At 51.2% G+C, this 24,086-nt stretch carries 25 protein-coding genes; 21 read left to right on the top strand and 4 right to left on the bottom strand.

The window, feature by feature from the left end; genetic code table 11:
• Positions 1 to 181: 181 nt before the first annotated feature.
• Positions 182 to 1,108 (top strand): RNA polymerase sigma factor RpoS, encoded by a 927-nt coding sequence (gene rpoS / locus QZ516_RS10735; RefSeq protein ID WP_297189461.1) that lies wholly within the window; start codon positions 182 to 184, stop codon positions 1,106 to 1,108.
• A 47-nt stretch (positions 1,109 to 1,155) separates the two neighbouring features.
• On the opposite strand, the gene QZ516_RS10730 is transcribed toward rpoS, so the two are convergent.
• The gene (locus QZ516_RS10730) at positions 1,156 to 1,974 is read right to left on the bottom strand and encodes an inositol monophosphatase family protein (protein WP_297189457.1); all 819 of its coding nucleotides are present in this window, start codon (positions 1,972 to 1,974) and stop codon (positions 1,156 to 1,158) included.
• 184 nt (positions 1,975 to 2,158) lie between these two features.
• Between QZ516_RS10730 and trmJ the strand changes: the two genes are divergently transcribed.
• The 19 genes from trmJ (at position 2,159) to der (ending at position 19,630) form a co-directional block, all read left to right on the top strand.
• Positions 2,159 to 2,929, top strand: coding sequence for a tRNA (cytosine(32)/uridine(32)-2'-O)-methyltransferase TrmJ (trmJ, locus tag QZ516_RS10725; RefSeq protein WP_297189454.1), 771 nt, complete (start codon positions 2,159 to 2,161; stop codon positions 2,927 to 2,929).
• Positions 2,930 to 3,049: 120 nt separating this feature from the next.
• The gene (gene iscR, locus QZ516_RS10720; RefSeq protein WP_297189751.1) at positions 3,050 to 3,517 is read left to right on the top strand and encodes a Fe-S cluster assembly transcriptional regulator IscR; all 468 of its coding nucleotides are present in this window, start codon (positions 3,050 to 3,052) and stop codon (positions 3,515 to 3,517) included.
• 10 nt (positions 3,518 to 3,527) lie between these two features.
• Positions 3,528 to 4,742 (top strand): IscS subfamily cysteine desulfurase, encoded by a 1,215-nt coding sequence (locus QZ516_RS10715; protein WP_297189451.1) that lies wholly within the window; start codon positions 3,528 to 3,530, stop codon positions 4,740 to 4,742.
• Between the two features lie 17 nt (positions 4,743 to 4,759).
• On the top strand, positions 4,760 to 5,179 hold the full coding sequence (gene iscU, locus QZ516_RS10710; protein ID WP_297189450.1) for a Fe-S cluster assembly scaffold IscU: 420 nt from the start codon (positions 4,760 to 4,762) through the stop codon (positions 5,177 to 5,179).
• Positions 5,179 to 5,502, top strand: a complete 324-nt coding sequence (gene iscA, locus QZ516_RS10705; RefSeq protein ID WP_297189445.1) for an iron-sulfur cluster assembly protein IscA — start codon at positions 5,179 to 5,181, stop codon at positions 5,500 to 5,502. Before iscU ends, iscA begins: the two co-directional genes overlap by 1 nt.
• Positions 5,503 to 5,593: 91 nt before the next feature.
• On the top strand, positions 5,594 to 6,124 hold the full coding sequence (gene hscB, locus QZ516_RS10700) for a Fe-S protein assembly co-chaperone HscB (RefSeq protein WP_297189443.1): 531 nt from the start codon (positions 5,594 to 5,596) through the stop codon (positions 6,122 to 6,124).
• A gap of 13 nt (positions 6,125 to 6,137) precedes the next feature.
• Entirely contained in the window at positions 6,138 to 8,006 is a 1,869-nt protein-coding gene (gene hscA, locus QZ516_RS10695; RefSeq protein ID WP_297189440.1) for a Fe-S protein assembly chaperone HscA, read from the top strand.
• Between the two features lies 1 nt (position 8,007).
• Positions 8,008 to 8,346, top strand: a complete 339-nt coding sequence (gene fdx, locus QZ516_RS10690) for an ISC system 2Fe-2S type ferredoxin (RefSeq protein ID WP_297189437.1) — start codon at positions 8,008 to 8,010, stop codon at positions 8,344 to 8,346.
• A 15-nt stretch (positions 8,347 to 8,361) separates the two neighbouring features.
• Complete coding sequence (gene iscX, locus QZ516_RS10685) at positions 8,362 to 8,562, top strand: Fe-S cluster assembly protein IscX (RefSeq protein ID WP_297189748.1); 201 nt, start codon at positions 8,362 to 8,364, stop codon at positions 8,560 to 8,562.
• Between the two features lie 38 nt (positions 8,563 to 8,600).
• Positions 8,601 to 10,427 carry an EAL domain-containing protein gene (locus QZ516_RS10680; RefSeq protein WP_297189434.1) on the top strand — a complete coding sequence of 609 codons (1,827 nt, stop codon included), beginning with the start codon at positions 8,601 to 8,603 and terminating at the stop codon, positions 10,425 to 10,427.
• A gap of 149 nt (positions 10,428 to 10,576) precedes the next feature.
• Positions 10,577 to 11,002, top strand: coding sequence for a nucleoside-diphosphate kinase (gene ndk / locus QZ516_RS10675; RefSeq protein ID WP_297189431.1), 426 nt, complete (start codon positions 10,577 to 10,579; stop codon positions 11,000 to 11,002).
• Positions 11,003 to 11,039: 37 nt separating this feature from the next.
• On the top strand, positions 11,040 to 12,206 hold the full coding sequence (gene rlmN, locus QZ516_RS10670) for a 23S rRNA (adenine(2503)-C(2))-methyltransferase RlmN (RefSeq protein ID WP_297189428.1): 1,167 nt from the start codon (positions 11,040 to 11,042) through the stop codon (positions 12,204 to 12,206).
• Between the two features lie 34 nt (positions 12,207 to 12,240).
• A complete protein-coding gene (pilW, locus tag QZ516_RS10665; RefSeq protein ID WP_297189426.1) occupies positions 12,241 to 13,023 on the top strand; it encodes a type IV pilus biogenesis/stability protein PilW in 783 nt (260 codons plus the stop codon).
• Positions 13,004 to 13,834, top strand: coding sequence for a RodZ domain-containing protein (locus QZ516_RS10660; protein WP_297189423.1), 831 nt, complete (start codon positions 13,004 to 13,006; stop codon positions 13,832 to 13,834). The genes pilW and QZ516_RS10660 overlap by 20 nt, the downstream gene beginning before the upstream one ends.
• Before the next feature lie 6 nt (positions 13,835 to 13,840).
• Positions 13,841 to 14,953, top strand: coding sequence for a flavodoxin-dependent (E)-4-hydroxy-3-methylbut-2-enyl-diphosphate synthase (gene ispG / locus QZ516_RS10655; RefSeq protein ID WP_297189420.1), 1,113 nt, complete (start codon positions 13,841 to 13,843; stop codon positions 14,951 to 14,953).
• On the top strand, positions 14,953 to 16,239 hold the full coding sequence (gene hisS, locus QZ516_RS10650) for a histidine--tRNA ligase (protein WP_297189417.1): 1,287 nt from the start codon (positions 14,953 to 14,955) through the stop codon (positions 16,237 to 16,239). The genes ispG and hisS overlap by 1 nt, the downstream gene beginning before the upstream one ends.
• A gap of 2 nt (positions 16,240 to 16,241) precedes the next feature.
• Complete coding sequence (locus QZ516_RS10645; protein ID WP_297189412.1) at positions 16,242 to 16,946, top strand: tetratricopeptide repeat protein; 705 nt, start codon at positions 16,242 to 16,244, stop codon at positions 16,944 to 16,946.
• Positions 16,943 to 18,103: an outer membrane protein assembly factor BamB gene (gene bamB, locus QZ516_RS10640; protein ID WP_297189409.1), complete on the top strand. Its 1,161-nt coding sequence runs from the start codon at positions 16,943 to 16,945 to the stop codon at positions 18,101 to 18,103. The genes QZ516_RS10645 and bamB overlap by 4 nt, the downstream gene beginning before the upstream one ends.
• Before the next feature lie 135 nt (positions 18,104 to 18,238).
• A complete protein-coding gene (gene der, locus QZ516_RS10635; RefSeq protein ID WP_297189406.1) occupies positions 18,239 to 19,630 on the top strand; it encodes a ribosome biogenesis GTPase Der in 1,392 nt (463 codons plus the stop codon).
• Between the two features lie 32 nt (positions 19,631 to 19,662).
• Here der and QZ516_RS10630 read toward each other — a convergent pair whose 3' ends face one another.
• Positions 19,663 to 20,148, bottom strand: a complete 486-nt coding sequence (locus QZ516_RS10630) for a hypothetical protein (RefSeq protein WP_297189403.1) — start codon at positions 20,146 to 20,148, stop codon at positions 19,663 to 19,665.
• Between the two features lie 329 nt (positions 20,149 to 20,477).
• On the opposite strand from QZ516_RS10630, the gene QZ516_RS10625 reads away from it, so the two are divergent.
• On the top strand, positions 20,478 to 21,863 hold the full coding sequence (locus QZ516_RS10625; protein WP_297189401.1) for a class II fumarate hydratase: 1,386 nt from the start codon (positions 20,478 to 20,480) through the stop codon (positions 21,861 to 21,863).
• Between the two features lie 36 nt (positions 21,864 to 21,899).
• Here QZ516_RS10625 and QZ516_RS10620 read toward each other — a convergent pair whose 3' ends face one another.
• Both QZ516_RS10620 and argS read right to left on the bottom strand, forming a co-directional pair.
• A complete protein-coding gene (locus QZ516_RS10620) occupies positions 21,900 to 22,259 on the bottom strand; it encodes a YkvA family protein (RefSeq protein WP_297189398.1) in 360 nt (119 codons plus the stop codon).
• A gap of 86 nt (positions 22,260 to 22,345) precedes the next feature.
• Complete coding sequence (gene argS, locus QZ516_RS10615) at positions 22,346 to 24,082, bottom strand: arginine--tRNA ligase (protein ID WP_297189395.1); 1,737 nt, start codon at positions 24,080 to 24,082, stop codon at positions 22,346 to 22,348.
• Between the last annotated feature and the right edge of the window lie 4 nt (positions 24,083 to 24,086).

The raw sequence follows: 24,086 nt of genomic DNA, 5'->3' as shown, positions 1-24,086 counted from the left end.
CGTTGATGTGCGCTGCATATTTGTTGGGGAATTGCCCCTGGATGAGACGAGCATAGCCTAATGAGAGACAACGCGTTAATCTAGCTGTGTAGTGTTTTCCGTTGAAATAATTCAAGTGGAAATATTGATTGTTGTGCTTATTGGATGTTAAGAATTTTTTGCAGAACAAGGACGCCAGATTGTGTCAGACGATAATGATTTTCTCGACCCTGAAGATGCCGATCAAGAAGCGATCGAGGCTGAAACGATTCCTGTTCACAGTCACAAAGAAGTGTTGGATGCGGCGAGTCTTTATCTAAAAGAAATTGGCTATGCGCCCCTTCTCTCAGCTGAGGAGGAGGTTTTTTATTCTCGGGCGCTCAGGAAAGGTGACGACGCTGCCCGTAAAAAAATGATTGAAAGCAACCTGCGTCTGGTGGTGAAGATTGCCCGCCGTTACATCAATCGGGGTTTGTCGTTGCTGGATCTGATCGAAGAGGGCAATCTCGGGTTAATGCGTGCCGTTGAAAAATTTGATCCCGAACTGGGTTTCCGCTTCTCTACTTATGCCACTTGGTGGATTCGTCAGGCCATTGAGCGCGGGTTGATGAATCAGACCCGTACGATTCGTTTGCCTATACATGTGGTCAAAGAGCTCAATGTGTACCTGAAGGCCTCCCGTAAACTCGCGCAGGAGCTGGATCACGATCCAACTGCCGAGGAAATCGCCCGCTCACTGGATAAAGGTGTCGATGTGGTATCGCGCATACTCCGGCTCAATGAAAAGACCAGCTCAGCCGACGTGCCGATGGGCGGTGACGACGGCAGGATGTTGATTGATACACTGAAAGATGAGCATCCCAACGATCCCGAAGAATTAGCTGAGGATGACGACATTCATGATGCCCTGACCCTGTGGTTGTCCCAGCTTACCGACAAGCAGCAGGAAGTGATTATGCGCCGCTTTGGCCTTTCCGGTTATGATTCTGCAACCCTTGAAGAAGTGGGTATTGAGGTGGGGTTAACCCGCGAAAGGGTGCGTCAGATTCAGGTTGAGGCTTTGCGCAGGTTGCGGGAAATCCTCAAAAAACAGGGGATCGATAGTGCTATGTTGTTCGAAGAAAAGTGATGTTGCCCCGCGTGTCTCACCGCCTGCGTCTGGATTGTAGTCTGTTGTCAGGCGGTTGTTGGTTTCTCCAGAAAGCCAAGATGTTTTTGCACCAATTGCAGGGTTGGTTTAAACAGTTTCGGTGATGCGCAGACAATATTTCCGCTCTCCATGAATCCGTTGCCACCCCTGAAATCGCTGACCAGCCCGCCCGCTTCTTTTACCAGCAATACACCGGCCGCAATATCCCAAGGCTTCAGGTTCATTTCCCAGAAAGCATCGAAACGGCCAGCAGCCAGATAGGCCAGGTCTAGCGAGGCAACCCCGAGGCGTCTGATACCCGACGACTCTTTGGCCAGATCGGACAAACAGGCGAGATAGGGTTCCATAAACGCGATTGATGGCTGGTTGAAGGGTATGCCTGTTGCAACCACTGCGCCGGCCAGTCCAACCCGGCCCGATACCCGCAGACGTTTGCCGTTCAGAAATGCGCCGTGGCCACGGCTGGCAGTAAATTCCTCGAGGCGCATCGGATCGAAAACGACACCGTGTTCAAGGCGGCCTTTGTGCCGACAGCCAATGGATACTGCAAAATGCGGGATGCCGTGAATGAAATTGGTCGTGCCGTCCAGTGGATCAATAATCCACTGGTAGTCATTATTGTCCCCTTCAAGCAGTCCTGATTCTTCTCCAAGGATGGTGTGATCCGGGAATGCCTTGCGAAGATGGTAGATGATTTCCTTTTCTGCAGCATGGTCAATTTCGGTGACGAAATCGTTGCGGCCCTTCTCGTCAATCCTGATCAGATCCACTCGTTCCGTGGCACGGGCGATCATTTCACCGGCCTTACGTGCAGCGCGGAGGGCGATATTGACCATAGGTTCCATCGTAAAAGATTCCAGTCTGGGTAAAGCGCGGCATTGTACCAGAGAGGGATAGGGGCGGGGAGGGTAAAAGCGGTGAATTCGTGTCCTCATGCTGCTAGAATTCGCGCCTCCGGCAAACAGTTGCCGGGTAATACATTATTGAACAGCTCGGAAAGTTTTTTCGATCTCGCCTGCTGGAACCCCTATGAGTCATTTTGATAGCGTGCGTATTGTGCTGGTTAATAGCACTCATCCCGGAAATATCGGCGGGGCTGCCCGCGCCATTAAGAATATGGGATTATCGAGGCTGTATCTGGTCGCGCCCAGGGACTTTCCCGCTGACCGGGCAGTATGGCGGGCGGCCAATGCCGTCGATGTGCTGGATAACGCGATTGTCGTCGACGATCTTGATGAGGCGATAGCCGGTTGTGGTCTGGTGGTGGGCACCAGTGCCCGTGAGCGTCGTATCCCCTGGCCGTTATTGGACCCCCGTGAGTGTGGCGAACGCGTCTGGCTGGAGGCGGCACACCACGATGTGGCGATCGTTTTTGGCCGGGAGGACCGCGGGCTCACCAATGAGGAGCTGCAAAAGTGTAACTATCATGTGCACATCCCCTCCAACCCGGAATACAGTTCGTTGAATCTGGCTGCGGCTGTTCAGGTGTTGTGCTACGAAGTACGAATGGCGTCATTGTCGGCAGCTCAGAGTGAATCGCCTGCATTGCCGGATTGGGATATGCCCCCTGCCAGGGCGGAAGATCTCGAGTTATATTTTCGGCATTTGGAGCAGGCATTGGTTGATCTCGGCTTCCATGACCGTGAAAATCCCCGGCAAACCATGACCCGCTTGCGTCGCCTGTACGGCCGAATCCGGCTGGATGAAATGGAATTGTCGATTCTCCGTGGCGTACTCACTTCAATTCAGAATGCGGTACATCGCATGCAGTGCGCCGTGCAGAAGAAAACCGATTCATAACGTTTCAATCTATGATGACATAACCTACTAAAACAGTATGTTGTTTAGTTGACTAAAATACTTGGTTTTTAGATAATGGCCGCACTTGAATTTTTAATTCGTTATTGCGAGAAAAACATTATGCGGCTGACAACTCGTGGTCGATATGCGGTCACAGCGATGCTGGACTTGGCGTTAAATAATGAATGCGGGCCAATTAGTCTGGCAGACATTTCTCAACGGCAGGAAATTTCGCTTTCCTATCTGGAGCAATTGTTTGCCAAATTGCGTCAGAACAATCTGGTGAGTAGTGTTCGCGGCCCCGGTGGTGGCTATTGTCTGGCCCGAGCCAGTGATGCCATCAGTGTTGCTGAAATCATTGATGCTGTAAATGAGTCGATTGATGCGACCAGTTGTAGTGGCAAGGGTAATTGCCACAACGGTGATATCTGTTTGACTCATCATCTCTGGGACGATTTGAGCCGTCAAATTCATCGTTTCCTCAGCGGTATTTCCTTGGATAGTCTGGTCCATCAACAGGATGTGCAAGTCGTCATGTTGCGCCAGAGCGATCAAGCTGATGCCAATTCAGGCTGCGCAAAAGTCTAGGAGTCTTTGCATGAAACTGCCTATATATCTCGATTATTCTGCTACCACGCCGGTTGATCCACGGGTGGCTGCCAAGATGTCAGAGTGCCTTACCAATGACGGTATCTTTGGCAATCCGGCCTCGCGTTCGCACGCCTTTGGCTGGCAGGCAGAGGCGGCAGTCGAAGCGGCCAGGAGCCAAGTGGCAGAGCTTGTTAATGCTGACCCGCGGGAAATTATCTGGACATCTGGTGCCACCGAGGCCGATAACCTGGCGATTAAAGGTTGTGCCCACTTCAATCAGAAGAAGGGCAAGCATATTATTACTTCAAAAATCGAGCACAAGGCTGTTTTGGATACCTGCCGGCAGTTGGAGCGTGAGGGCTTCGAGGTGACTTATCTCGATCCTGATACTGACGGCATTATTCAGCCGCAGGTCGTCGCCGATGCCATTCGTGAAGATACGACGCTGGTTTCGCTAATGCATGTCAATAATGAGATTGGCACGATTAACGATATTGCCGCTATCGGTGAGATCTGTCGTGACCGGAAGGTATTTTTTCATGTGGACGCCGCCCAGAGTACCGGCAAGCAGTCGATTGACCTGCAGGCAATAAACGTGGATTTAATGTCATTCTCTGCTCATAAAACCTACGGCCCAAAGGGAATCGGCGCCCTATATGTCCGGCGCAAACCGCGTGTGCGCATTGAGGCGCAAACCCACGGCGGTGGTCATGAGCGGGGCATGCGCTCCGGTACGCTGCCCACCCATCAGATTGTCGGTATGGGCGAAGCTTTCCGGATAGCCAGAGACGAAATGGCTGAGGAAAACAAACGGGTACTGGCGCTGCGCAATCGTCTTTGGGATGGCATTCGTGACCTGGACGAGGTGCATCTCAATGGTTCGATGCAGCAGCGCATTGCGGGCAATTTAAATGTTAGTTTTGCCTTTGTCGAAGGTGAGTCGTTGATCATGGCGTTGAAGGACCTAGCCGTTTCTTCCGGATCTGCCTGTACCTCAGCGAGCCTGGAGCCCTCCTATGTGTTGCGGGCGCTGGGGCTTGACGATGAGTTGGCGCACAGCTCTATTCGCTTTTCCATTGGCCGCTTTACTACCGCTGAAGAAATTGATTATGCGATTGTCAAAGTCCGTGAGGCGGTTATCAAATTGCGTGAGTTATCCCCGCTTTGGGACATGTTTAAAGACGGTGTCGATCTCAGTCAGGTCGAATGGGCCGCACATTAACATTGAGAAGTTGAATCATGGCATACAGTGAAAAAGTTCTGGACCATTACGAAAATCCCCGCAACGTCGGCAAGCTGGACGACAAATCCAGTAATGTCGGGACCGGCATGGTCGGTGCTCCGGCTTGTGGTGATGTCATGCGCTTGCAGATCCAGGTGAATGATCTCGGTATCATTGAAGATGCGAAATTCAAGACCTATGGCTGTGGTTCGGCGATCGCCTCCAGTTCCCTGCTGACCGAGTGGGTCAAGGGCAAAACCCTCGAACAGGCCGCTGAAATCAAGAATACCCAAATTGCAGAGGAGCTGGCACTGCCCCCGGTCAAGATTCACTGTTCTGTATTGGCAGAAGATGCGATCAAGGCCGCTGTTGGTGATGTGCGTCGCAAACGGGAGATGGGTGCCGAACAGGCAGAACATGGTCTTGGAGAAAAGTAATGGCAATTACGATGACCCCCGCCGCTGAACAACACATCATCAGGCATTTGTCGCACCGCGGGCATGGGGTAGGTATTCGCCTGGGTGTTAAAACCACCGGGTGCTCAGGGCTCTCCTATGTTCTGGAGTTTGTGGATCAGCAGGGTGAAGACGATCAGGTGTTTAGTTGTGGTGAGGCAAAACTGTTTATCGATCCGAAAAGCCTGACCTATTTGGACGGTACCGAGCTGGATTTCGTCAAGGAAGGACTCAATGAGGGTTTTCAGTTCAAAAACCCCAATGTCAAAGAAGAGTGTGGTTGCGGCGAAAGCTTCCATATCTAGAGTGCTTTGCACAGAATGATTGAACGGCATTATTTGGTGCCATCCCTGTTCACTGCTGTCAGCAGCCCGATGTTATAACCGGAATCTCTTCGTGGATATCACCAATAACTATTTTGAGGTATTTGGGCTGCCTGTCGAATACGACATCAATCTCAGGCAATTGAGTGAGCGATATCACGATTTGCAGCGACAATTTCACCCGGATCGACACGTGGCCAAGACTGCCCGTGAAAGGCGCCTCTCGGAACAATACACGACGTTTGTCAACCAGGCCTACGGTGAACTGAAATCACCGTTGCAACGGGCCGAATATCTATTGGGAATGATGGGGGCTGACCATGGGGATGAGTTGCTCTCGACGCTGGATCCCGATTTTCTGATGGAACAAATGTCCCTCAGGGAGGCCCTTGCCGAGGTTCGCGAGGCAGATGATTCGGAGGCCAGTTTGCAGGAGGTGGCCAACCACGCGACAAGCCACTATGCAGCATTGCAGCGTGAATTCAGTGAGCAATACAGCAGGGCCGATGTGCACAGCGCCGCTGATACAGTGGCCAGGATGCAATTTTTTTATAAGCTCTTGAAAGAAATTGAGCAGCTTGAACATGAACTAGACGATTATTGAGTGGTAAATCATTGTGGTCCTGCTACAGATTTCTGAACCTGGTCAGTCACCAGAACCCCATCAGCATCGGCGTGCAGTCGGTATCGATCTCGGCACCACCAATTCGCTGGTGGCTACTGTGCGAAGTGGTACTCCCGAGCTACTGACGGACAGTGCCGGCAATCAACTTCTACCCTCCGTTGTTCGCTATCAGGCAAATGGTGCTGTCGCAGTCGGTACTCAAGCCTACGATGCTCTCGTTGAAGATCCACTTAACACACTGGTTTCCGTTAAACGATTTATAGGGCGTGGCGCGGAAGATATAAAGCGCTTGGGTACTCAACTGCCCTACGAGTTGGTTTCTGGCAGTGCCGGGATGCCAAATTTCAGAACCTGTGCTGGCGACATAAGCCCTGTCGCTGCGTCGGCAGAAATCCTTAAAATCCTGGTTGAGCGTTCTGAATCCGCCCTCGGTGGCCCCCTGGATGGTGCCGTGATTACGGTTCCCGCGTATTTTGATGAGTCGCAGCGTCAGGCGACCAAGGATGCTGCCACGTTAGCCGGATTGAAAGTCTTGCGCTTGCTTAACGAGCCTACTGCGGCGGCCGTTGCCTATGGTCTTGACCAACAGGGAGAAGGGTTGATTGCTGTCTATGATCTGGGTGGTGGGACATTTGATATCTCTGTTCTGAGATTATCCCGAGGTGTCTTTGAGGTTTTGTCCACAGGTGGTGATTCAGCCCTCGGTGGTGATGATTTTGATCGCGCTTTGGCCGGTTGGATCGGTGAGCAGGCGGACCTGGGTGATAATCTTGATCCCTTTCAGCAACGCCAGTTATTAAAGCTGGCGCGCAATGCCAAGGAAGCATTGTCAGTCTCCGAGCAGACCCCGGTGAGCGTGGCAGATTGGCAGGGTTCTGTGAGCCGTTCGCTGTTAAACGAACTGATTGATCCGCTGATCGCTAAAACGCTCCAGGCATGCAAGCGAGCACTGCGCGACGCCGGTGTTCAGGCAACGGATATCGACAATGTCGTCATGGTGGGTGGTTCTACCCGCACTCATCGAGTCAAGGAAAGGGTGCGTGAGGTGTTTGGTCGGGAGCCTCTTCTGAACGTCGATCCGGATCAGGTCGTTGCCGTTGGCGCGGCCCTGCAGGCCGATGTGTTGGTGGGGAACAGGCCCGGTGATGAAACCCTGTTGCTTGATGTGATACCGCTGTCATTGGGCATTGAAACCATGGGCGGGCTGATGGAGAAAATGATCTATCGCAATACCACTATTCCCGTTGCAAAGGCCCAGGATTTCACCACGTTCAAGGATGGCCAAACAGCGATGGCAATTCATGTGCTGCAGGGCGAGCGGGAGCTGGTCTCGGATTGCCGCTCACTGGCGCGGTTTGAGCTTCGTAATATCCCGCCAATGGTTGCTGGCTCGGCAAAGATCCGTGTCAAATTTCAGGTAGATGCCGACGGGTTGCTCAGTGTGTCAGCGCGGGAGCTGGTCAGTGGTGTGGAGTCCCATGTGGATGTGAAACCCTCCTACGGGCTCAATGATGATGAGGTCACCCGGATGTTGCGCGAGTCCTATACGCATGCCAAAGACGATATGCAGTTGCGTGCACTGAGGGAGCAGCAGGTTGAGGCGGATCGTCTCTTTGAAGACCTCAGCGCTGCCCTGACGCAGGATGGCAAAGCCCTGCTGGATGACAGGGAGTACCATTGTCTCGAGGTGGCTCTGGAGGATCTGGGTCGAGTCCGCAACAGTGGCAGGCACCGTGACATAGCCCGGCATGTTGAAATAGTCTCGAAAACCAGCGAGGAGTTTGCTGCCAGGCGGATGAATGCCAGTATCAAAAAAGCCCTGGCTGGCCACAGTATCGACGAAATCGACAGGGGCGAATGATATGACCAGGCTGGTTTTTCTGCCCCATCAGACGATTTGCCCCGACGGTATTGTTATTGAGGCGAACCCGGGCGAGAGTATCTGCGAAGCGGCACTTCGCAATGGTCTGGAGATCGAGCATGCCTGCGAAATGTCCTGTGCCTGTACGACCTGTCATGTCTATGTCCGCGAGGGGTTTGATGCGCTTGAAGAGGCCGATGAGCTGGAAGAGGATTACCTGGATAAAGCCTGGGGTGTAGAGCCTGATTCGCGCCTCAGTTGTCAGGCGCTTGTGACTGACCGGGATTTGGTTGTAGAAATACCCAAATACACGATAAATATGGTATCGGAACAGCATTAGTGCTGGAGGATGATGGTGTCGATGAAGTGGACGGATGTAATCGATATTGCGATTGAGTTATCGGAAGCCCGGCCCGATGTGGATCCCCGTGCTGTGAATTTTGTCGATTTGCGAGATTGGGTGCTGGCGCTGGATGAGTTCGATGATGATCCGGCCCACTGCGGTGAAAAAATCCTTGAAGCCATCCAGATGGCATGGATTGAAGAACTCGATTAGAATGAACCACAGCTTCAATATGCTAGCAAGGGGTGTTAATGAGCTCAAAAGAAGAGCTTTATAAAGTACTGGTTGAATCAGTTCCCTACGGCACCCTTTTCTTTGCTTACGGCGTCTGTATCGATGCCAACAAACATGCACTTGCCCTGCTGGGCTGCGACCTCAAGCAGCTGGTGGGCGCTTCAGTGGATAGCATCACCGGTGACGAATCCACCGCGCTTGTCGATCTCAAGTTACAACTGAAAAAAGCCCTGCGGGACCGTACTGAAAAGCTGGACTGGTCATGTCCCGGTCGTACCGAAACCGTGGCAGTCAGTATTGTTTATGTGGGTGACGACAATAGAGAGCTGGTGGTGATGCTGCACACTCGGGAGCTGACCGACGAGGTTGCTTCACCTTCTGTCAGTGAGCCGGAGTTGTCCGTCACCGGTGCCGAATCAGTCGAGGTCAGCTCCCCCGATGTGATATTACCCACCAGCGATATTTATGACGGCGTCGCCGTCATCATCGACGACGGAGGCGACAGCAACCCGGGCGTCAAGCCCTGGGAAGCGTCTGCCAGGGATCACTACTATGACAGTCTTACCGGTTTGCCCAATCGTCAATTGCTGATTCAGTCCATCAGTCAGTATCTGGATCACCATCGCGACCAGCCGGTATGCGGTGCCCTGATGATTGTCGATCTTGATCACTTCAAGGATATTAATGATTCTTGGGGCAATGCTGTGGGGGATCAGGTAATCAAGAAGATTGGTCAGGCGCTGTCTCGCCTGGTCACGGGGGGTAACGTGCTCGCCCGTATGAGTGGTGACGAGTTCGTGCTTTTTATTCCCCACCTGGCTGATGACTTGTCAAAAGCTGCCTGGAGTGCGCAGTCGTTGGCCGAGAAGCTGGGTGAAATGGTTGCCAGTCCACTGTTTCTCGATGGCCATGAAGTCATACTGACCGCAAGTGTCGGTATCGCGCTTGTTTCGGACAGCAGCATCAGTGCCGAACGTGTCCTGCAGTTTGCCGATACGGCCATGTACGAAGCCAAGCGCAAGGGCCGCAACAGTATCGCTTTTTTTGATCCGTGCATCACGGAGAAAGCGCAGCGCCAAATTGGCATGAATACCCGGTTGCGCAAGGCCATGGATAACCACGAGTTCGTGCTCTATATTCAGCCGCAAATTTCAGTTGAGACAGGGCAGTTATTGGGTGGTGAGGCGCTATTGCGCTGGATGAATTCAGATAAAATAACCAATATGCCTTCGGAGTTTATTCCGGTACTTGAATCTTCCGGTCTGATCGTAGATGTGGGTCGGTGGGTCATTCGCACCTCTTGTGAGTACATCAGGAATTTTATTGATCAGGGTATCTGGCAAGACCACATGCGGCTCGGCATCAATATCAGCCCACGCCAGTTTCGCGATCCCCAGTTGCTGGATATCGTCCAGCACAGCATGAACAGTTACAACATAGACCCGAGCTTCCTCAATTTCGAAGTGACTGAAAATCTGGTCATTGAAGATGTGGATGAGGCTATTCGCAAAATGGAGGCGATCAAGTCGCTGGGCTCCATGTTTTCAATTGATGATTTCGGCATTGGCTACTCCTCCATGATTTACCTGAAGCGTCTGCCGTTTGACCAGCTGAAGATCGATCGTGAGTTTATTCGAAATATTCATCGCGATCCCGAGAGCCGGGGTATCGTGGAAGCGATCATGGCTGTGTCAAAGCAGTATGGTTTGAAAGTTACTGCGGAAGGTGTCGAGACACCGGAAGCTCTTGAGATACTTCGGGAGCTGGGTTGCCATTCCTATCAGGGTGCCCACTTTAGTATGCCCATTTCCTGTGATCGTTTTACCAAATTACTGGCTGCCTGAGTTTCCAGAGGAATCGGAATTTACTTTGGCTCTTTCTTGTAACCCTTTGTACCAAAGCGTAAAATGGCGCCTTTTTAAACAGACGTGTACGGTCGTATTTTGCGACCCTTTTCGCTTCTTTACCTGCCGCCATCTTTTGGAGACCCTAAATGGCTATAGAACGTACCCTTTCCATCATCAAGCCTGATGCTGTGAGCAAAAATGTTATTGGTCAGATTTATTCACGGTTTGAAAAGGCCGGCCTGAAAGTCGTTGCGGCAAAAATGATGCACCTCTCCGAAGAAAAAGCTGGTGGCTTTTATGCAGAGCACAAGGAGCGCCCGTTTTATGCCGATTTGGTGGGTTTTATGACCTCTGGCCCCGTCATGATTCAGGTGCTTGAGGGCGAAAATGCCGTGATGGTTAACCGCGACCTTATGGGCGCAACGAACCCGAAAGAAGCGGCAGCGGGCACTATTCGTGCAGACTTTGCCGAATCGATCGACGCCAATGCCGTGCACGGCTCAGATTCACCGGCCTCTGCTGCCCGTGAAATATCCTATTTCTTTAATGATGGTGAAATTTGCCCACGCTAGTTTCTGTCATTTCCGGTATCGCCGAGCAGAATAAGCCATGAGCCCAATTCTTGCCGACGTCAATACCGCCGTTGAGCCCCAGGGGTTGAAAACCAACCTGCTGGGGCTTTCTGCTGAAAAATTGTCAGACTTTTTTGTTAATACGCTGGCAGAAAAACCCTTCCGTGCTTCGCAAATATTGAAGTGGATACACCAATTGGGTGTGGATGACTTTGATCAGATGACCAATCTGTCAAAACCCCTGCGGGAGAGACTCAAGCAAGTTGCCGAGATTCGCGCTCCGGAGGTGGTTTCCCAGCAGGATTCCACGGACGGTACTCGAAAATGGCTGATTCGCGTTGCTGGTGGCAGCTGTATCGAAACAGTTTTTATACCGGAAAAGGATCGAGGCACGCTCTGTGTCTCGTCTCAGGTGGGTTGTTCGCTGGACTGCAGCTTTTGTGCAACCGGGAAACAGGGGTTTAACCGTGATCTGACGGCTGCGGAAATTATTGGGCAGGTCTGGATAGCTGCCAAATCTTTTGATTCCCTGGGTGCCGGAAAAGACCGGGTAGTGAGTAATGTTGTCATGATGGGTATGGGTGAGCCGCTACTCAACTTTGAGAACGTGGTCGACGCCATGGGGCTGATGCTTCACGATAATGCCTATGGACTGTCAAAGCGCCGGGTGACCTTGAGCACATCAGGTGTCGTTCCGGCACTGGATCGCCTCGGCGATGTTTCGGATGTCTCGCTGGCCATCTCTCTTCATGCCCCCAACGATGCATTGCGCGACCAGTTGGTGCCGATCAATAAAAAATACCCAATTGCCATGTTGCTTGACTCCGCCCGTCGCTACCTTGACAAGATGCCTGACGTGCGCCGCAAGATTACTATTGAATATACGATGATGGACCGGATAAATGATCGCGATGAGCATGCGCGGGAGTTGGCCGTATTGCTGAAAGATATTCCCTGCAAAATCAACCTAATTCCGTTTAACCCGTTTGCCGGTTCGTCCTACAGGCGAGTTACCAATACCGCACTGAATCGTTTCAGGGATATCCTTCATCAGGAGGGGTATACCGTGACTGTCCGAACAACTCGCGGAGACGACATTGCAGCAGCCTGTGGCCAGCTTGCCGGTACGGTGAACGACAGGACCCGCCGCAGTCAACGCTATCAACAAGAACAGCAAGTAGCGCCCGTGAGGTTTGTGGGTTGATTATAACGTCAAGCGGGTCACAGACGGCATGCGTATGAAGCTGAAATTGTCCTCGGTATTTTTTATTGTCGGGCTGCTGGCTGTGCTCCTTTCCGTCGGTTGTGCGACGGCAAAAAATGGTGCCGGTGTCGATAAGCAGAAGGTACTGGAAAATCGTCTTGATCTCGCCATGGGGTATTTGACAAGAGGGGATCACGAGCGCGCCCGTTTCCATCTCAACAAAGCGATGGAAGTAGACAGTAGTTCTCCTGCTGTGCACGATGCCTGGGCACTGTTGTATCAACAGGAAAAAGAGTTCGAAGAAGCAGAGAGCCATTTTCGGAAGGCACTGAGTTACGACCCGAAATTTACCCGGGGGCGCAATAATTACGGTATGTTCCTGTTGAACATGGATCGCTTCGAAGATGCCTATGATCAGTTTCTGAAAGGCTCTGAAGATCTCGGTTACCCCAGGCGGGCTGAGCTTTTTCTCAAGGTTGGTGTGACGGCACTACAGCTCAACAAGCTGGCAGAGGCAGAAGCTGCTTTTGAGAAAGCACTGGATCTGGATTCGCGAATGGCTCTGGCACATATTGAGTTAGCTGATCTGGCTTTCAGGCGGGGCGACTATCTGCTGGCACAACAACGATTAAATCATTATAACAGTACTAGAAACAGTCCTACTCCCCGGGGCCTTTGGCTAGGTGTCAGGCTTGCGGATAAGCTCGGTAACAGGGATGCAGAGGCTAGTCAGGGGCTGGCGTTGAGAAACCTTTATCCGGATTCACGGGAGAATCAGGAATACAAAAACTGGTTAAATGATGAGCAAAAACCTTAGCGAAGAACCATTGCAGCAACCTGTGCCGGAAAAGTCTTCACCCGGGGAAGTCCTGCGCCGGACCAGAAAGGAACGTGGACTGAGTGTTGAGGACATCATTGCCGGCATGGGTATAACGAGGGCGACTCTGAATGCACTGGAAAATGATGATTTCGATCGTTTGCCGTCGCCCCTTTTCATTAAGGGTTACGTCAAAACCTACTGTGCTCTGCTGGGCCTTCCCGACCAGGATATGCTGGCATGTCTTGAACAGTCAATGAGTGAGCAGGGTATTCATCAACGTGAGCCCGCTATAAAATTCCCACCGGCACCAAATAAAATCGGCCGTTTCCTGAAAAACGTCTTTCCCTCGACGGTGGTTACCATTTTGGTTGTGATTGCATTACTGCTGGTTATTCAGGTGGCCGATAAAATCGAATTACCTTTTTTGGACAGCAGTAAACCGCTGCTCGGTTCAGCAAAATCCACTGTCCTCAGTATGAAACCGGCAATGGCCTCAACGATGGACCAGGAAGTCAACGAGTCAGCCGTTGCGGTAGGTAAACAGGATAGCCCGCAGACGATGACACTCAACGTCACAAAACAGAGCTGGGTGGAAGTATTCGATGCCTCTGGCGATCTCTTGCTTGCTGACCTCCAGCCTGCGGGAACACGGCTCGAGGTAACCGGCGATGCACCTTTTAAAGTGAATCTGGGTTTTGCGCAGGGTGTAGAAATTCATTACGGTGGTAAAGTGGTGCCGGTATCCAATATCGCTGCAGACAACACGGCTTTCGTTAATGTCGGTCTTGAATCTGATCTGGAAAACTGAAAGGTTATGCAATCCCTGTCACCCATTGTAAGAAGAAAATCACGTCAGATTATGGTGGGTAATGTGCCGGTGGGTGGTGATGCGCCTATAACCATTCAAAGCATGACGAATACAGAAACCACTGACGTTGCGGCCACCGTTTCACAGGTCAACCGGTTGATTGCCGCAGGTGCTGACATTGTCAGAGTCTCCGTGCCCTCTATGGAGGCAGCCGAAGCATTTGGCGCTATCCGCAAACAGGTTGCGGTACCTTTGGTGGCTGATATTCACTTCGATTATCGTATTGCTCTCAGAGTGGCGGATCTAGGGGTGGACTGCCTGCGCATAAACCCGGGTAACATAGGACGGGAAAAACGGGTTCAGGCTGTAGTCGATAAAGCACGGGATCTGAATATTCCTATCCGGATTGGTGTTAATGCCGGCTCGCTGGAAAAAGATCTGCAAAAAAAATACGGTGAGCCGACGCCGGATGCACTGGTTGAGTCCGCGATGAGGCATGTCGAGATTCTGGACAGCCTGAACTTTCATAACTTCAAGCTGAGCCTGAAAGCCTCAGATATTTTCATGGCTGTGGCTGCCTATCGAAAAATTGCCACCCTGATTGATAATCCCCTGCATTTGGGCATCACTGAAGCGGGCGGTCTGCGAGGTGGTACGGTTAAATCCTCTATCGGCCTCGGTTTGCTTTTAATGGATGGTATCGGTGATACGATCCGTGTATCGCTTGCCGCCGATCCGGTTGAAGAGGTCAAGGTCGGCTGGGACATGCTGAAGAGTCTCAGATTGCGGAGCAAAGGGGTTAACTTTATTGCCTGCCCCAGCTGTTCCCGGCAAAACTTTGATGTCATCAAAACCATGAACGAATTGGAATTGCGCCTTGAAGATATTACGACTCCGATAGATGTGGCCGTTATCGGCTGTATCGTCAATGGTCCGGGAGAGGCAAAGGAAGTCGACGTAGGCCTGACTGGAGGTACGCCCAACAACCTGGTTTATATCGATGGCAAGCCAAGCCAGAAGCTTTCCCAGAACAATTTAGTGGATGAGCTTGAAAACTTAATTCGCAACAAAGCTGCCCTCAAAGCGGCACAACAAGAAAACCTGATAGCGAAATCCTGATGAAAAAAATGCAATCCATTCGGGGTATGAATGATCTGCTCCCCGAAGAGTCACCTGTTTGGCAATATCTCGAGCGTTCGGTTGCGGATTTACTGGCACGATATGGTTACCGGGAAATTCGTTTTCCAATCATTGAATCGACTGATCTGTTCAAGCGTTCGATAGGAGAGGTGACTGACATTGTCGAAAAGGAAATGTACACCTTTAATGATCGCAATGGTGAGAGTCTTACCCTGCGCCCTGAAGGCACAGCGGGCTGTGTTCGTGCCTGTGAACAGCATGGTCTACTCTACAATCAGACCCAACGCCTTTGGTATCAGGGACCGATGTTCCGTTATGAGCGTCCACAAAAAGGGCGCCTGCGACAGTTTCACCAGATAGGTGTCGAAGTGTTTGGCCTTGATGGTCCCGATATCGATGCCGAATTGCTGGCTATGACATGGCGACTTTGGCAGCAGCTCGGTATTGACCAGCAGGTTACCCTTCAGATCAACTCTCTCGGCACCAATACATCGAGAGCGCGCTATCGCGATGCGCTGGTCGAGTACCTGACGCGACACAAGGACAGTCTCGATGAGGACAGTCAGCGGCGACTGCACAGCAACCCGATGCGGATTCTCGACAGTAAAAACCCGGCAGTTCAAACAGTCCTAGATAGCGCGCCCATTCTGGATGATTTTCTGGATGATGAATCATTGCTTCATTTTCAGCAATTGCAGACATTGCTCAATCAGGCTGCTGTGCCCTATCAGATAAATAGTCGCCTGGTCAGAGGACTTGATTACTACGGCAAGACTGTCTTTGAGTGGGTCACCGATGCGCTGGGGGCCCAGGGAGCCGTCTGTGCCGGTGGTCGCTATGATGGCCTGGTTGAACAATTAGGTGGCAAACACACTCCCGCCGTTGGTTTTGCCATGGGGCTGGAGCGGTTGGTATTGTTGCTTGACGCGGCTGGTGTGGTGCCGGATAGTATCGCCCGGCAATTGGACGTCTATCTGGTTGCAGTGGGTGACGTGCAGGGTAAAGCCATGCAATTGGGTGAAGAGCTGCGGAGCCAGAGCCCACAGCTGCGCCTACTAAGCCACTGTGGCGGCGGTGGTTTCAAGGCGCAAATGAAGAAAGCTGACAAGAGTAGCGCGTTGGTGGCTCTGATCCTCGGTGAGGATGAAGTGGCAAACAATAGCATTACGGTTAAGTTTCTGCGTGAAGACAGGCCGCAGGAGAGCATTGCCATTGATAGTGCAGTGGCGTTTTTAAAGCGTATTTTTTTGGATAACGGGAGCTAGTTGTGGCGGAACATCTCAGTGATGAGGAACAGCTTGAAAGTTTTAAACGCTGGTTTAGAGAAAATGGTCTCTCCACGATTGTCGTTGTCGTATTGGCTGCCGGTGGTTATTTCGGGTGGGAATTCTGGAAAGGCTATAGTGAGAAAACGGCGCAGGCTGCCTCTGTCATCTATCAGCAAATGATGGATACAGCGTTGGTTGATCCTGGTAAGCAACTCAATGACAGCCAAAAAGATGAAATCAGCGATCTGGCTGTTCAGTTGAAAAATGATTATCCAGGAACGCAGTATGCCCGTTATGGTGCCATGTTGTTGGCCAGGCTGGCTGTCGAGGATGGCGAGTTTGAAACAGCTACTGAACAGTTACAGTGGGCAGAAAAAGGAGCCGATGAGGGTCTTTCACTGGTGATTGGGCTGCGACTGGCACGTATTGAAGCTGCTCAGGGAAATTTAGATGTCGCGATAGAAAGGCTGAAAAGCAAAGATGCGAAAACGATGACCAGTGCCTATGCCGAAGCACGAGGTGATTTTTATCTGATGAAAAATGATCGGGATTCGGCGCACAGTGCTTACCTGCAGGCTTTGCAGTCCGTTGCGCAAAATGACAACCAAAGCCGTTCTATCATCGAGCTGAAGCTGAGACATGTGGCCCCGGCCTCAGTAAACGAGGTTGATTCGATGGGCGCTTCTTCGGAGGACAGCGAATGAGAAACCTGTTATGCCTTTTTCTTGCCTCATTGCTGGTTTCAGGTTGTGCACCCTTAAAAAAACTCGGTAGTGCTGGCGATGGGTCGGAAAAGACCGGCCCGGCGGCACTTGTTGCTTTTGAACAGGAAGTAAAAATAACCAAACTGTGGTCGACCAACAGCTTGGGTGAGTACAGGTCTATCAACGGCGGGATTCGTCCGGTCTTGGCCGCTGGTGTTATCTATGCCGCAGATAGTGATGGTAACGTTGTTGCAGTTGATGCGGACACCGGTAAGCAGATTTGGAAAAAAAGCCTCGATACACCACTGGCTGGTGGAGTTGGCCTCGGTGGTAACCTGTTAGTCGTAGCGGGCACAGATGGTGATGTATTTGCGCTGGAAGCCGACACGGGTGAGCAAAGATGGAGTGCCTGGGTAACAAGTGAGGTTTTGTCCTCTCCGGCAGTCAATGCCGATGTCGTTGTCGTACAAAGTCATGATGGAAAGCTGGTGGGTTTACATGCCTCCAATGGTGAAAATCGATGGCAGTATGAAATTGATTCCCCCATTTTAACCCTGCGAGGCACCAGTCCCCCTGTTCTGTCAGACGAGATGCTGATTGCGGGATTCGCCAATGGCAAAATAGTTGCGCTTGCAGCTGACTCCGGTTCTCTACTCTGGGAGAATCGGCTGGCTATCCCCCAGGGTCGAACTGAGCTTGAGCGACTGATTGATATTGATGGTCGTGCAGTGCTGGTGGATGAAGTGATCTATGCTTCATCTTATCAGGGGCGAATTGGTGCTATTGCAAAGGCTTCAGGTCGTGGAATCTGGTACCAGGATTCCTCTACAGTGCATGATCTGGCCTACGGTCTTGGGCAAGTGTATTCAGTGCAGAAAGACGATGAAGTGCGTGCAATCAGGGGTAATAGTGGGCAGACAGTCTGGAGCAATGACCAACTGAGACTTCGCAAATTGAATAGCCCGGCTACCATTGAAGGCTATTTGGCTGTCGCTGATGGGGATGGTTATCTCCACTTGCTATCGCAAACTGACGGCCGATTTGTTGCACGGGCCAGAGTTGATGGCGCTGGTGTTACTGCTCCGATGATTGCTGACGGACAGAAACTTTATGTACAGGATAACGACGGCGGCTTGACGGCCTATCAGATTGATTGAAGCCGCGATTTAAATGTCGCTTTCTGTTTGATACAGCCCCTCATCTATACACAGGCAGTTCTTGCCAGCCAGTTGTATGCTGGTGTTGCCAATAGCCGTTTGCCGAACTCAGAAACCATCGATGGGTATAAATAAATGATTCCGGTAATTGCTCTGGTTGGACGGCCTAATGTAGGAAAATCTACGCTCTTTAACCGCCTGACGAAAACCCGCGATGCCCTTGTTGCCAATTACCCGGGATTAACCCGAGACCGTAAATATGGTGAAGGGGAAATGTTTGGCCGTCGATATATGTTGATTGATACCGGCGGTATAACAGGAGAAGAGGAGGGTATCGACACGGCGATGGCAGCACAGTCGATGCTGGCTGTTGATGAAGCAGATGCTGTGTTGCTTATCGTGGATAGCCGGGATGGTCTGACACCCGTTGACCGGCGTTTAGCGACCTACCTTCGTGAAAAGGGCCGTCTGGTTTATCTGGTAGCCAACAAGATTGACGGGGTAAACGCCGATGTCGCCATCGCTGAATTCTACGAACTTGGTTTTTCGGATGTATTTCCCACCACAGCTACCCATGGGCGCGGTGTCAGGCACCTTATGGAAACGGTACTCGAGCCTTTTCCCGAGTTAGAGGAAGCGATTCATGCTGAGATAGAGCGGCGTATCAAGATTGCCGTTGTCGGTCGTCCCAATGTGGGTAAATCCACCTTGGTAAACCGCCTGCTCGGCGAGGACCGCGTCATTGTTTTTGATCTGCCGGGCACCACCCGTGACAGCATTTATATCGACTACGAGCGGGATGGAAAATCCTATACGTTGATTGATACTGCGGGTATCCGGCGTCGTAAAAATGTTTCTCAGACGGTGGAGAAATTCTCCATCGTAAAAACGCTACAAGCGATTGAAGATGCCAATGTGGTGGTGTTGCTGATTGATGCTCATGAGGGGCTTGTCGATCAGGACATGCATCTTATGGGCACTGCGATCGAGTCAGGTAGAGCATTAGTGGTGGCGGTCAACAAATGGGATGGTCTGGATGCTGATGCCAAGGCCAGGATCAAAACAGAATTACAGCGTCGCCTGAGGTTTGTCGAATTTGCGGATATTCATTTTATATCGGCTTTTCATGGGACTGGTGTTGGGCATCTCTACAAATCCATCGAGAAGGCGTACGCCTCGGCAACGGACAAGTTGGGAACCAACCGTCTCACCCGGATTTTGCAAGATGCTGTGATTGAGCATCAGCCACCACTGGTGAGGGGGCGTCGCATCAAACTCCGATATGCCCATGCGGGTGGACAAAATCCGCCGTTGATCGTCATACATGGTAATCAGACAGCGGATGTGCCCAGTCACTATGCCCGTTACCTGGAAAAAGCGTTTCGCAAGGCTCTCGACCTGCAGGGCACACCGATCAAAATTGAGTTTCGTTCGGGAGAAAACCCGTTTGCGGGAAAGAAGAACCAACTAACGACTCGGCAGTTAGCCAAAAAAAGACGGTTAATGAAACACGTCAAGAAGAAATAATCGCCTGCCTATTCGTGACTATTGTTTATCAATCAGGCTGCAGCCTGCGGTCTATCCTCAATTAACAATGCGTAGCTAGTCACGAAATCATCAGGGGAACCTGGGTATTTCGGGTGGAAGTGACGTAACCAGTATGCTCCCAGTCCTTTGATATCATGGGCCTCAGGTAGTGCCTGCTCCGAGCGACGATAAATCATCCAGGCAATGGCCGTGGCGTACTTGAGATTTGTAATCAACTCTGCATGGGGATCCTTCAGGAAACTGTGCTGGCCTGCCAGTCCACGGATTTCACTGGCCATGTGCGGGTGATGGATCAAATATTTGTCCCAGACGGCCTGGTGTCTGGCTGGTGTAATACGGTAGAGACCAACGCGTTTTCCTTGATGCCATCCGCCGAGACCGGATTCCTGCGCGGCAGTGCCAACCAGAAGATTTTCTTTGGCGGCGGTCCATTCGTTAAGATAACAGAGCGTTTCTCTGATGACTAAATAACGTAGATCTTCTGTCGTAAAAATCATGGTGGCTCCCAGTATGACTATTCGCCTGATTGATACATCAAAAATTATTATTACTTTTAGCATGTTAAGAGTGAAAATTCAATTTAAAATAACAATACCTATTTAACTGTCATCGTCGAAAATAAACAAAGTGGACAATAATTGATCAATTCTGACGATCTGGTCAATTGTACTGATGATGATGAAGTTACGTTATGAGCTCTATGGGAGATCATACGTGTCCACATTATTAATCTGAGTTATTACTCAGATTGTGAATGCTTAATTTGAAAACGTCGCAGTACCTCTGTTATTGGTCCATGCTAGTCAATGAAAAGGGAGAAATTGGCATGACATCTAGAACTGAGAGTGATTCCCTGGGAGAGATTCAAATTCCTGAAGACGCACTTTGGGGTGCGCAAACGCAACGGGCAATAGGACACTTTCCCAATCTTGGCTACTCAATGCCTCGCGGCGTCATTCACTCACTTGCTCTGGTAAAAAAGGCTGCCGCTATGGCCAATCTGGAACTTGCTGAACTGCAGCCCGAGCAGGCCTCACTGATTGTTGCGGCCTGTGACGAAGTGCTGAGTCACAGGCATGATGAGCAGTTCCCGCTGCCCGTCTGGCAAAGTGGCAGTGGTACGCAGAGCAATATGAATATGAATGAGGTGATTGCCAACCGTGCCAATGAACTGGCGGGCCACAAGCGCGGCGAGAAAACGCCGATTCATCCAAATGACCACGTCAATCGTTCCCAGTCATCGAATGATGTGTTTCCAACTGCTATGCATCTGGCCGTCCTGTCAGCTTTGGAAAAAGTGCTGCTGCCAAATTTGACAACTCTCCGGGATGCCCTGGCCAAAAAACAGCACGAATTCTCAGCGCAGTGGAAAGTGGGGCGAACCCATATGATGGATGCGGCGCCCATGACATTGGGCCAGGAGTTCAGCGGTTATGTTGCACAGCTGGACTTCAGTCTGAAACAACTGCAGCAGGCAAAGCAGGATCTGTTGCCGTTAGCTATTGGTGGTACAGCCGTCGGTACCGGGTTGAACACGCCGGATGGGTGGCAGGAGGCCGTGATAACGCAGTTGCGGGAGTTGACAGATATGCCTGTCGTGACAGCATCTAATAAGTTCGCTGCCCTGTCGACGCATAATGCGATGTTGCGCGTCAGTAGCGCGTTGCGTCTGATCGCCGCTGATTTTATGGTCATAGGTAATAACTTGCGGATGCTGGCCAGCGGCCCTAGGGCAGGGCTTGCTGAAATACAATTACCGGCAAATGAACCTGGCAGTTCGATTATGCCGGGCAAGGTAAACCCAACCCAGATTGAGTCGCTGACCATGATTGCCACTCAGGTGATCGGTAATGATGCGGCTGTCGCCATGGCCTGTTTCCAGGGGCATTTGCAGTTAAACGTCTTTAAACCATTGATTATTTATAACGTGTTGAGCTCAGTTGAACTGTTGGGTGCCGGTGCGGATTACTTTAGCCGCTATTGCCTGACTGGTATGGGCTGTAACGCCGCCCAGTTGGCCAACAATGTAGAACAATCCCTGATGATCGTGACGGCATTGACCCCTGAATTCGGGTATGACAAGGCGGCCGAGATTGCCAAACATGCCCAGCAACAGGATCAGACCATCCGCGAAGTTCTGATAGAGCAGAACATCCTCACTGGCGAGGATTTCGATACATTAATCAGGGAGCATGTGCTGGTTGATCGCTAGCTCGATTGTCAGGTCGGCAGGTTTATTGGCCGGTATTCAACCGAACCAGTGCGCAAGACGTTGTTGCGCATTATCTTTTACTTGTTGATCAATATAACCGGCAATGGTGGCAACAGCGCCGGTGATAACCGCCAGGTCATCCGCATAGCCTCCGGGGATAAAATCCGGAATAGTGTCTGTGGGTAGAATGAAGTAGGCCAAGGCACTGTAGACAGTAGCCTTGGCCCAGGCCGGGGTGTCCGGCCGTCTGGCGGCATAATAGAGCCACAAACACTTCTCAATTAATTCCCGACCAGCTGTTTTTGCTGCATGCCTGACTTTTATCCAGAAGTCAGTACCGGAATAGCGGAGCTTTTTTTCCACCTTGACAGGTGATGTGCCTGTTTTTGTCACCATAGGCAAAGGTTAGTCCGATCTTGGGCAAAGTCAAAAACAGTTTGGAGAACCAAAAGCCATATCCGGTCAATGACTTTTGAAAAGCCTTACATTTGCTCCATCACCTCAATACCGAGCAGGTCCAGACCTTTGGCCATTACTCTGGCGGTGAGCTGGGCAATGCCAAGACGGCTTGCTCGAGTGTCCTCTGCTACATCTTGCCTAAGGATCGGGCAGTGCTCATAAAACGTCATGAAACTGCTGGCCAGGTCATAGAGGTAACTGCAGAGAAGGTGAGGGTAGCCCTCTAAAGCCAGCTGTTCTAGTACGGTACTGAACTGCAATAGCTTCAGGGCCAGATCTTTTTCCTGTTGTGTGGTAACAACGATGTTTCCTGTTGAACAATCGAAGTCGATGTCAGCCCGGCGAAAAATACTGCGGATCCGGGTATAGGCATATTGCAGATAGGGTGCGGTATTGCCTTCAAAACTGAGCATGCTGTCCCAGTCAAAAATGTAGTCATTGGTACGTGTTTTACTCAAGTCTGCGTACTTGATGGCACCAATGCCCACTTTTCGCCCAATTGCAGCAACCTCATCGATACCGAGATCGGGATTTTTCTCCCTGACTAATGTGCAGGCACGTTCAACGCCTTCCTGAAGCAGTTCTGTCAGCTTGACGGTGCCGCCAGTGCGCGTTTTGAACGGTTTGCCATCCTTCCCCATCATCGTGCCGAAGGGGAGGTGCTCCAATGCTATCTCTGCATTTACAAACCCGGCTTTTTTGGCCAGTGTAAATACTTGTTTCATGTGCAGTGATTGCCTGGCATCGATAAAGTACAGAATACGATTCGCATGTAATGCCGCGCTACGGTGACGCAGTGCAGCAAGGTCGGTTGTTGCGTAGAGAAATCCTCCGTCAGATTTCTGCACAATAACGGGGCTGGGTTTGCCCGTCCTGTCTGCCAGCTCTTCCAGAAAGACGACCTTTGCTCCCTGGTCTTCTACCAGAAGATGCTGTTGCTGTAGAGATTCAATAATTCCAGCCAGGTCATCGTTATAGGCGCTTTCTGCCTTGATATCACTGTGTTTCAGCGTGACATTAAGATTCAGGTAGACGGCCTCACTGTGTGTGATTGAAATGTCGATAAAACGCTGCCAAAGCTGGCGACAGTGGTGGTCACCCGATTGCAGTTTGACCACGTATTGACGGGCCTTCTGCGCAAATTGTTCATCTTTGTCAAAATGCTGTTTGGCCTGTTGATAAAAAACCTCCAGATCTCCCAGAGCCAGTTCAGGCCGCTCCCCTTCACCCAAATGTTCCTCAAGCTCGGCGATCAGCATGCCAAATTGGGTGCCCCAATCCCCCATGTGATTTTGGCGAACTACGTCGTGGCCCAGGAACTCGAGGGTGCGAACCACAGCATCGCCGATAATCGTGCTGCGCAGATGGCCCACGTGCATTTCCTTGGCCAGGTTGGGCCCGGAATAGTCAACGACAATTTTTTGTTGATTCGACACCTGTACGCCGAGCTTTTCATCTTCGCTCAGTGTTTGTAGTTGGTCGGCAATGAAGCGGTTTGACAAGTGAATATTAATAAATCCGGGGCCGGCAATATCCACATGATCGGCAATATCATTCAGGTTGAGATGCTTGACAATCCTGGCTGCCAAGTCCCGCGGGTTGCTTTTTTGCCGCTTGGCCGCCGCCATGGCGCCATTGGCCTGAAAGTCACCAAACTCGGGTCTGGTACTGAGTGTGATATTGGTTGGGCAATCATCAGGAATGCCCGATGCCGACATGGCAGCCCTTACGCGTTGTTCAATCAGGGTTTTAATACTCATATGG

It is taken from the genome of uncultured Porticoccus sp., from assembly GCF_913061305.1.
Taxonomy (GTDB): Bacteria; Pseudomonadota; Gammaproteobacteria; order Pseudomonadales; family Porticoccaceae; genus Porticoccus.
Note: the sequence above shows the minus strand (reverse complement) of the source record. Positions and strands in the feature narration are given on the sequence as shown.

Excerpts from the sequence above, each read along its gene's own strand:
- iscU (WP_297189450.1), top strand. The coding sequence starts at position 4,760 with ATGGCATACAGTGAAAAAGTTCTGGACCATTACGAAAATCCCCGCAAC.
- rlmN (WP_297189428.1), top strand. The coding sequence starts at position 11,040 with ATGAGCCCAATTCTTGCCGACGTCAATACCGCCGTTGAGCCCCAGGGG.
- QZ516_RS10715 (WP_297189451.1), top strand. The coding sequence starts at position 3,528 with ATGAAACTGCCTATATATCTCGATTATTCTGCTACCACGCCGGTTGAT.
- ndk (WP_297189431.1), top strand. The coding sequence starts at position 10,577 with ATGGCTATAGAACGTACCCTTTCCATCATCAAGCCTGATGCTGTGAGC.
- QZ516_RS10620 (WP_297189398.1), bottom strand. The coding sequence starts at position 22,259 with ATGGTGACAAAAACAGGCACATCACCTGTCAAGGTGGAAAAAAAGCTC.
- QZ516_RS10630 (WP_297189403.1), bottom strand. The coding sequence starts at position 20,148 with ATGATTTTTACGACAGAAGATCTACGTTATTTAGTCATCAGAGAAACG.
- QZ516_RS10730 (WP_297189457.1), bottom strand. The coding sequence starts at position 1,974 with ATGGAACCTATGGTCAATATCGCCCTCCGCGCTGCACGTAAGGCCGGT.
- iscR (WP_297189751.1), top strand. The coding sequence starts at position 3,050 with ATGCGGCTGACAACTCGTGGTCGATATGCGGTCACAGCGATGCTGGAC.
- QZ516_RS10625 (WP_297189401.1), top strand. The coding sequence starts at position 20,478 with ATGACATCTAGAACTGAGAGTGATTCCCTGGGAGAGATTCAAATTCCT.
- QZ516_RS10680 (WP_297189434.1), top strand. The coding sequence starts at position 8,601 with ATGAGCTCAAAAGAAGAGCTTTATAAAGTACTGGTTGAATCAGTTCCC.
- pilW (WP_297189426.1), top strand. The coding sequence starts at position 12,241 with ATGAAGCTGAAATTGTCCTCGGTATTTTTTATTGTCGGGCTGCTGGCT.
- iscA (WP_297189445.1), top strand. The coding sequence starts at position 5,179 with ATGGCAATTACGATGACCCCCGCCGCTGAACAACACATCATCAGGCAT.
- argS (WP_297189395.1), bottom strand. The coding sequence starts at position 24,082 with ATGAGTATTAAAACCCTGATTGAACAACGCGTAAGGGCTGCCATGTCG.
- QZ516_RS10660 (WP_297189423.1), top strand. The coding sequence starts at position 13,004 with ATGATGAGCAAAAACCTTAGCGAAGAACCATTGCAGCAACCTGTGCCG.
- fdx (WP_297189437.1), top strand. The coding sequence starts at position 8,008 with ATGACCAGGCTGGTTTTTCTGCCCCATCAGACGATTTGCCCCGACGGT.
- der (WP_297189406.1), top strand. The coding sequence starts at position 18,239 with ATGATTCCGGTAATTGCTCTGGTTGGACGGCCTAATGTAGGAAAATCT.
- hisS (WP_297189417.1), top strand. The coding sequence starts at position 14,953 with ATGAAAAAAATGCAATCCATTCGGGGTATGAATGATCTGCTCCCCGAA.
- bamB (WP_297189409.1), top strand. The coding sequence starts at position 16,943 with ATGAGAAACCTGTTATGCCTTTTTCTTGCCTCATTGCTGGTTTCAGGT.
- ispG (WP_297189420.1), top strand. The coding sequence starts at position 13,841 with ATGCAATCCCTGTCACCCATTGTAAGAAGAAAATCACGTCAGATTATG.
- trmJ (WP_297189454.1), top strand. The coding sequence starts at position 2,159 with ATGAGTCATTTTGATAGCGTGCGTATTGTGCTGGTTAATAGCACTCAT.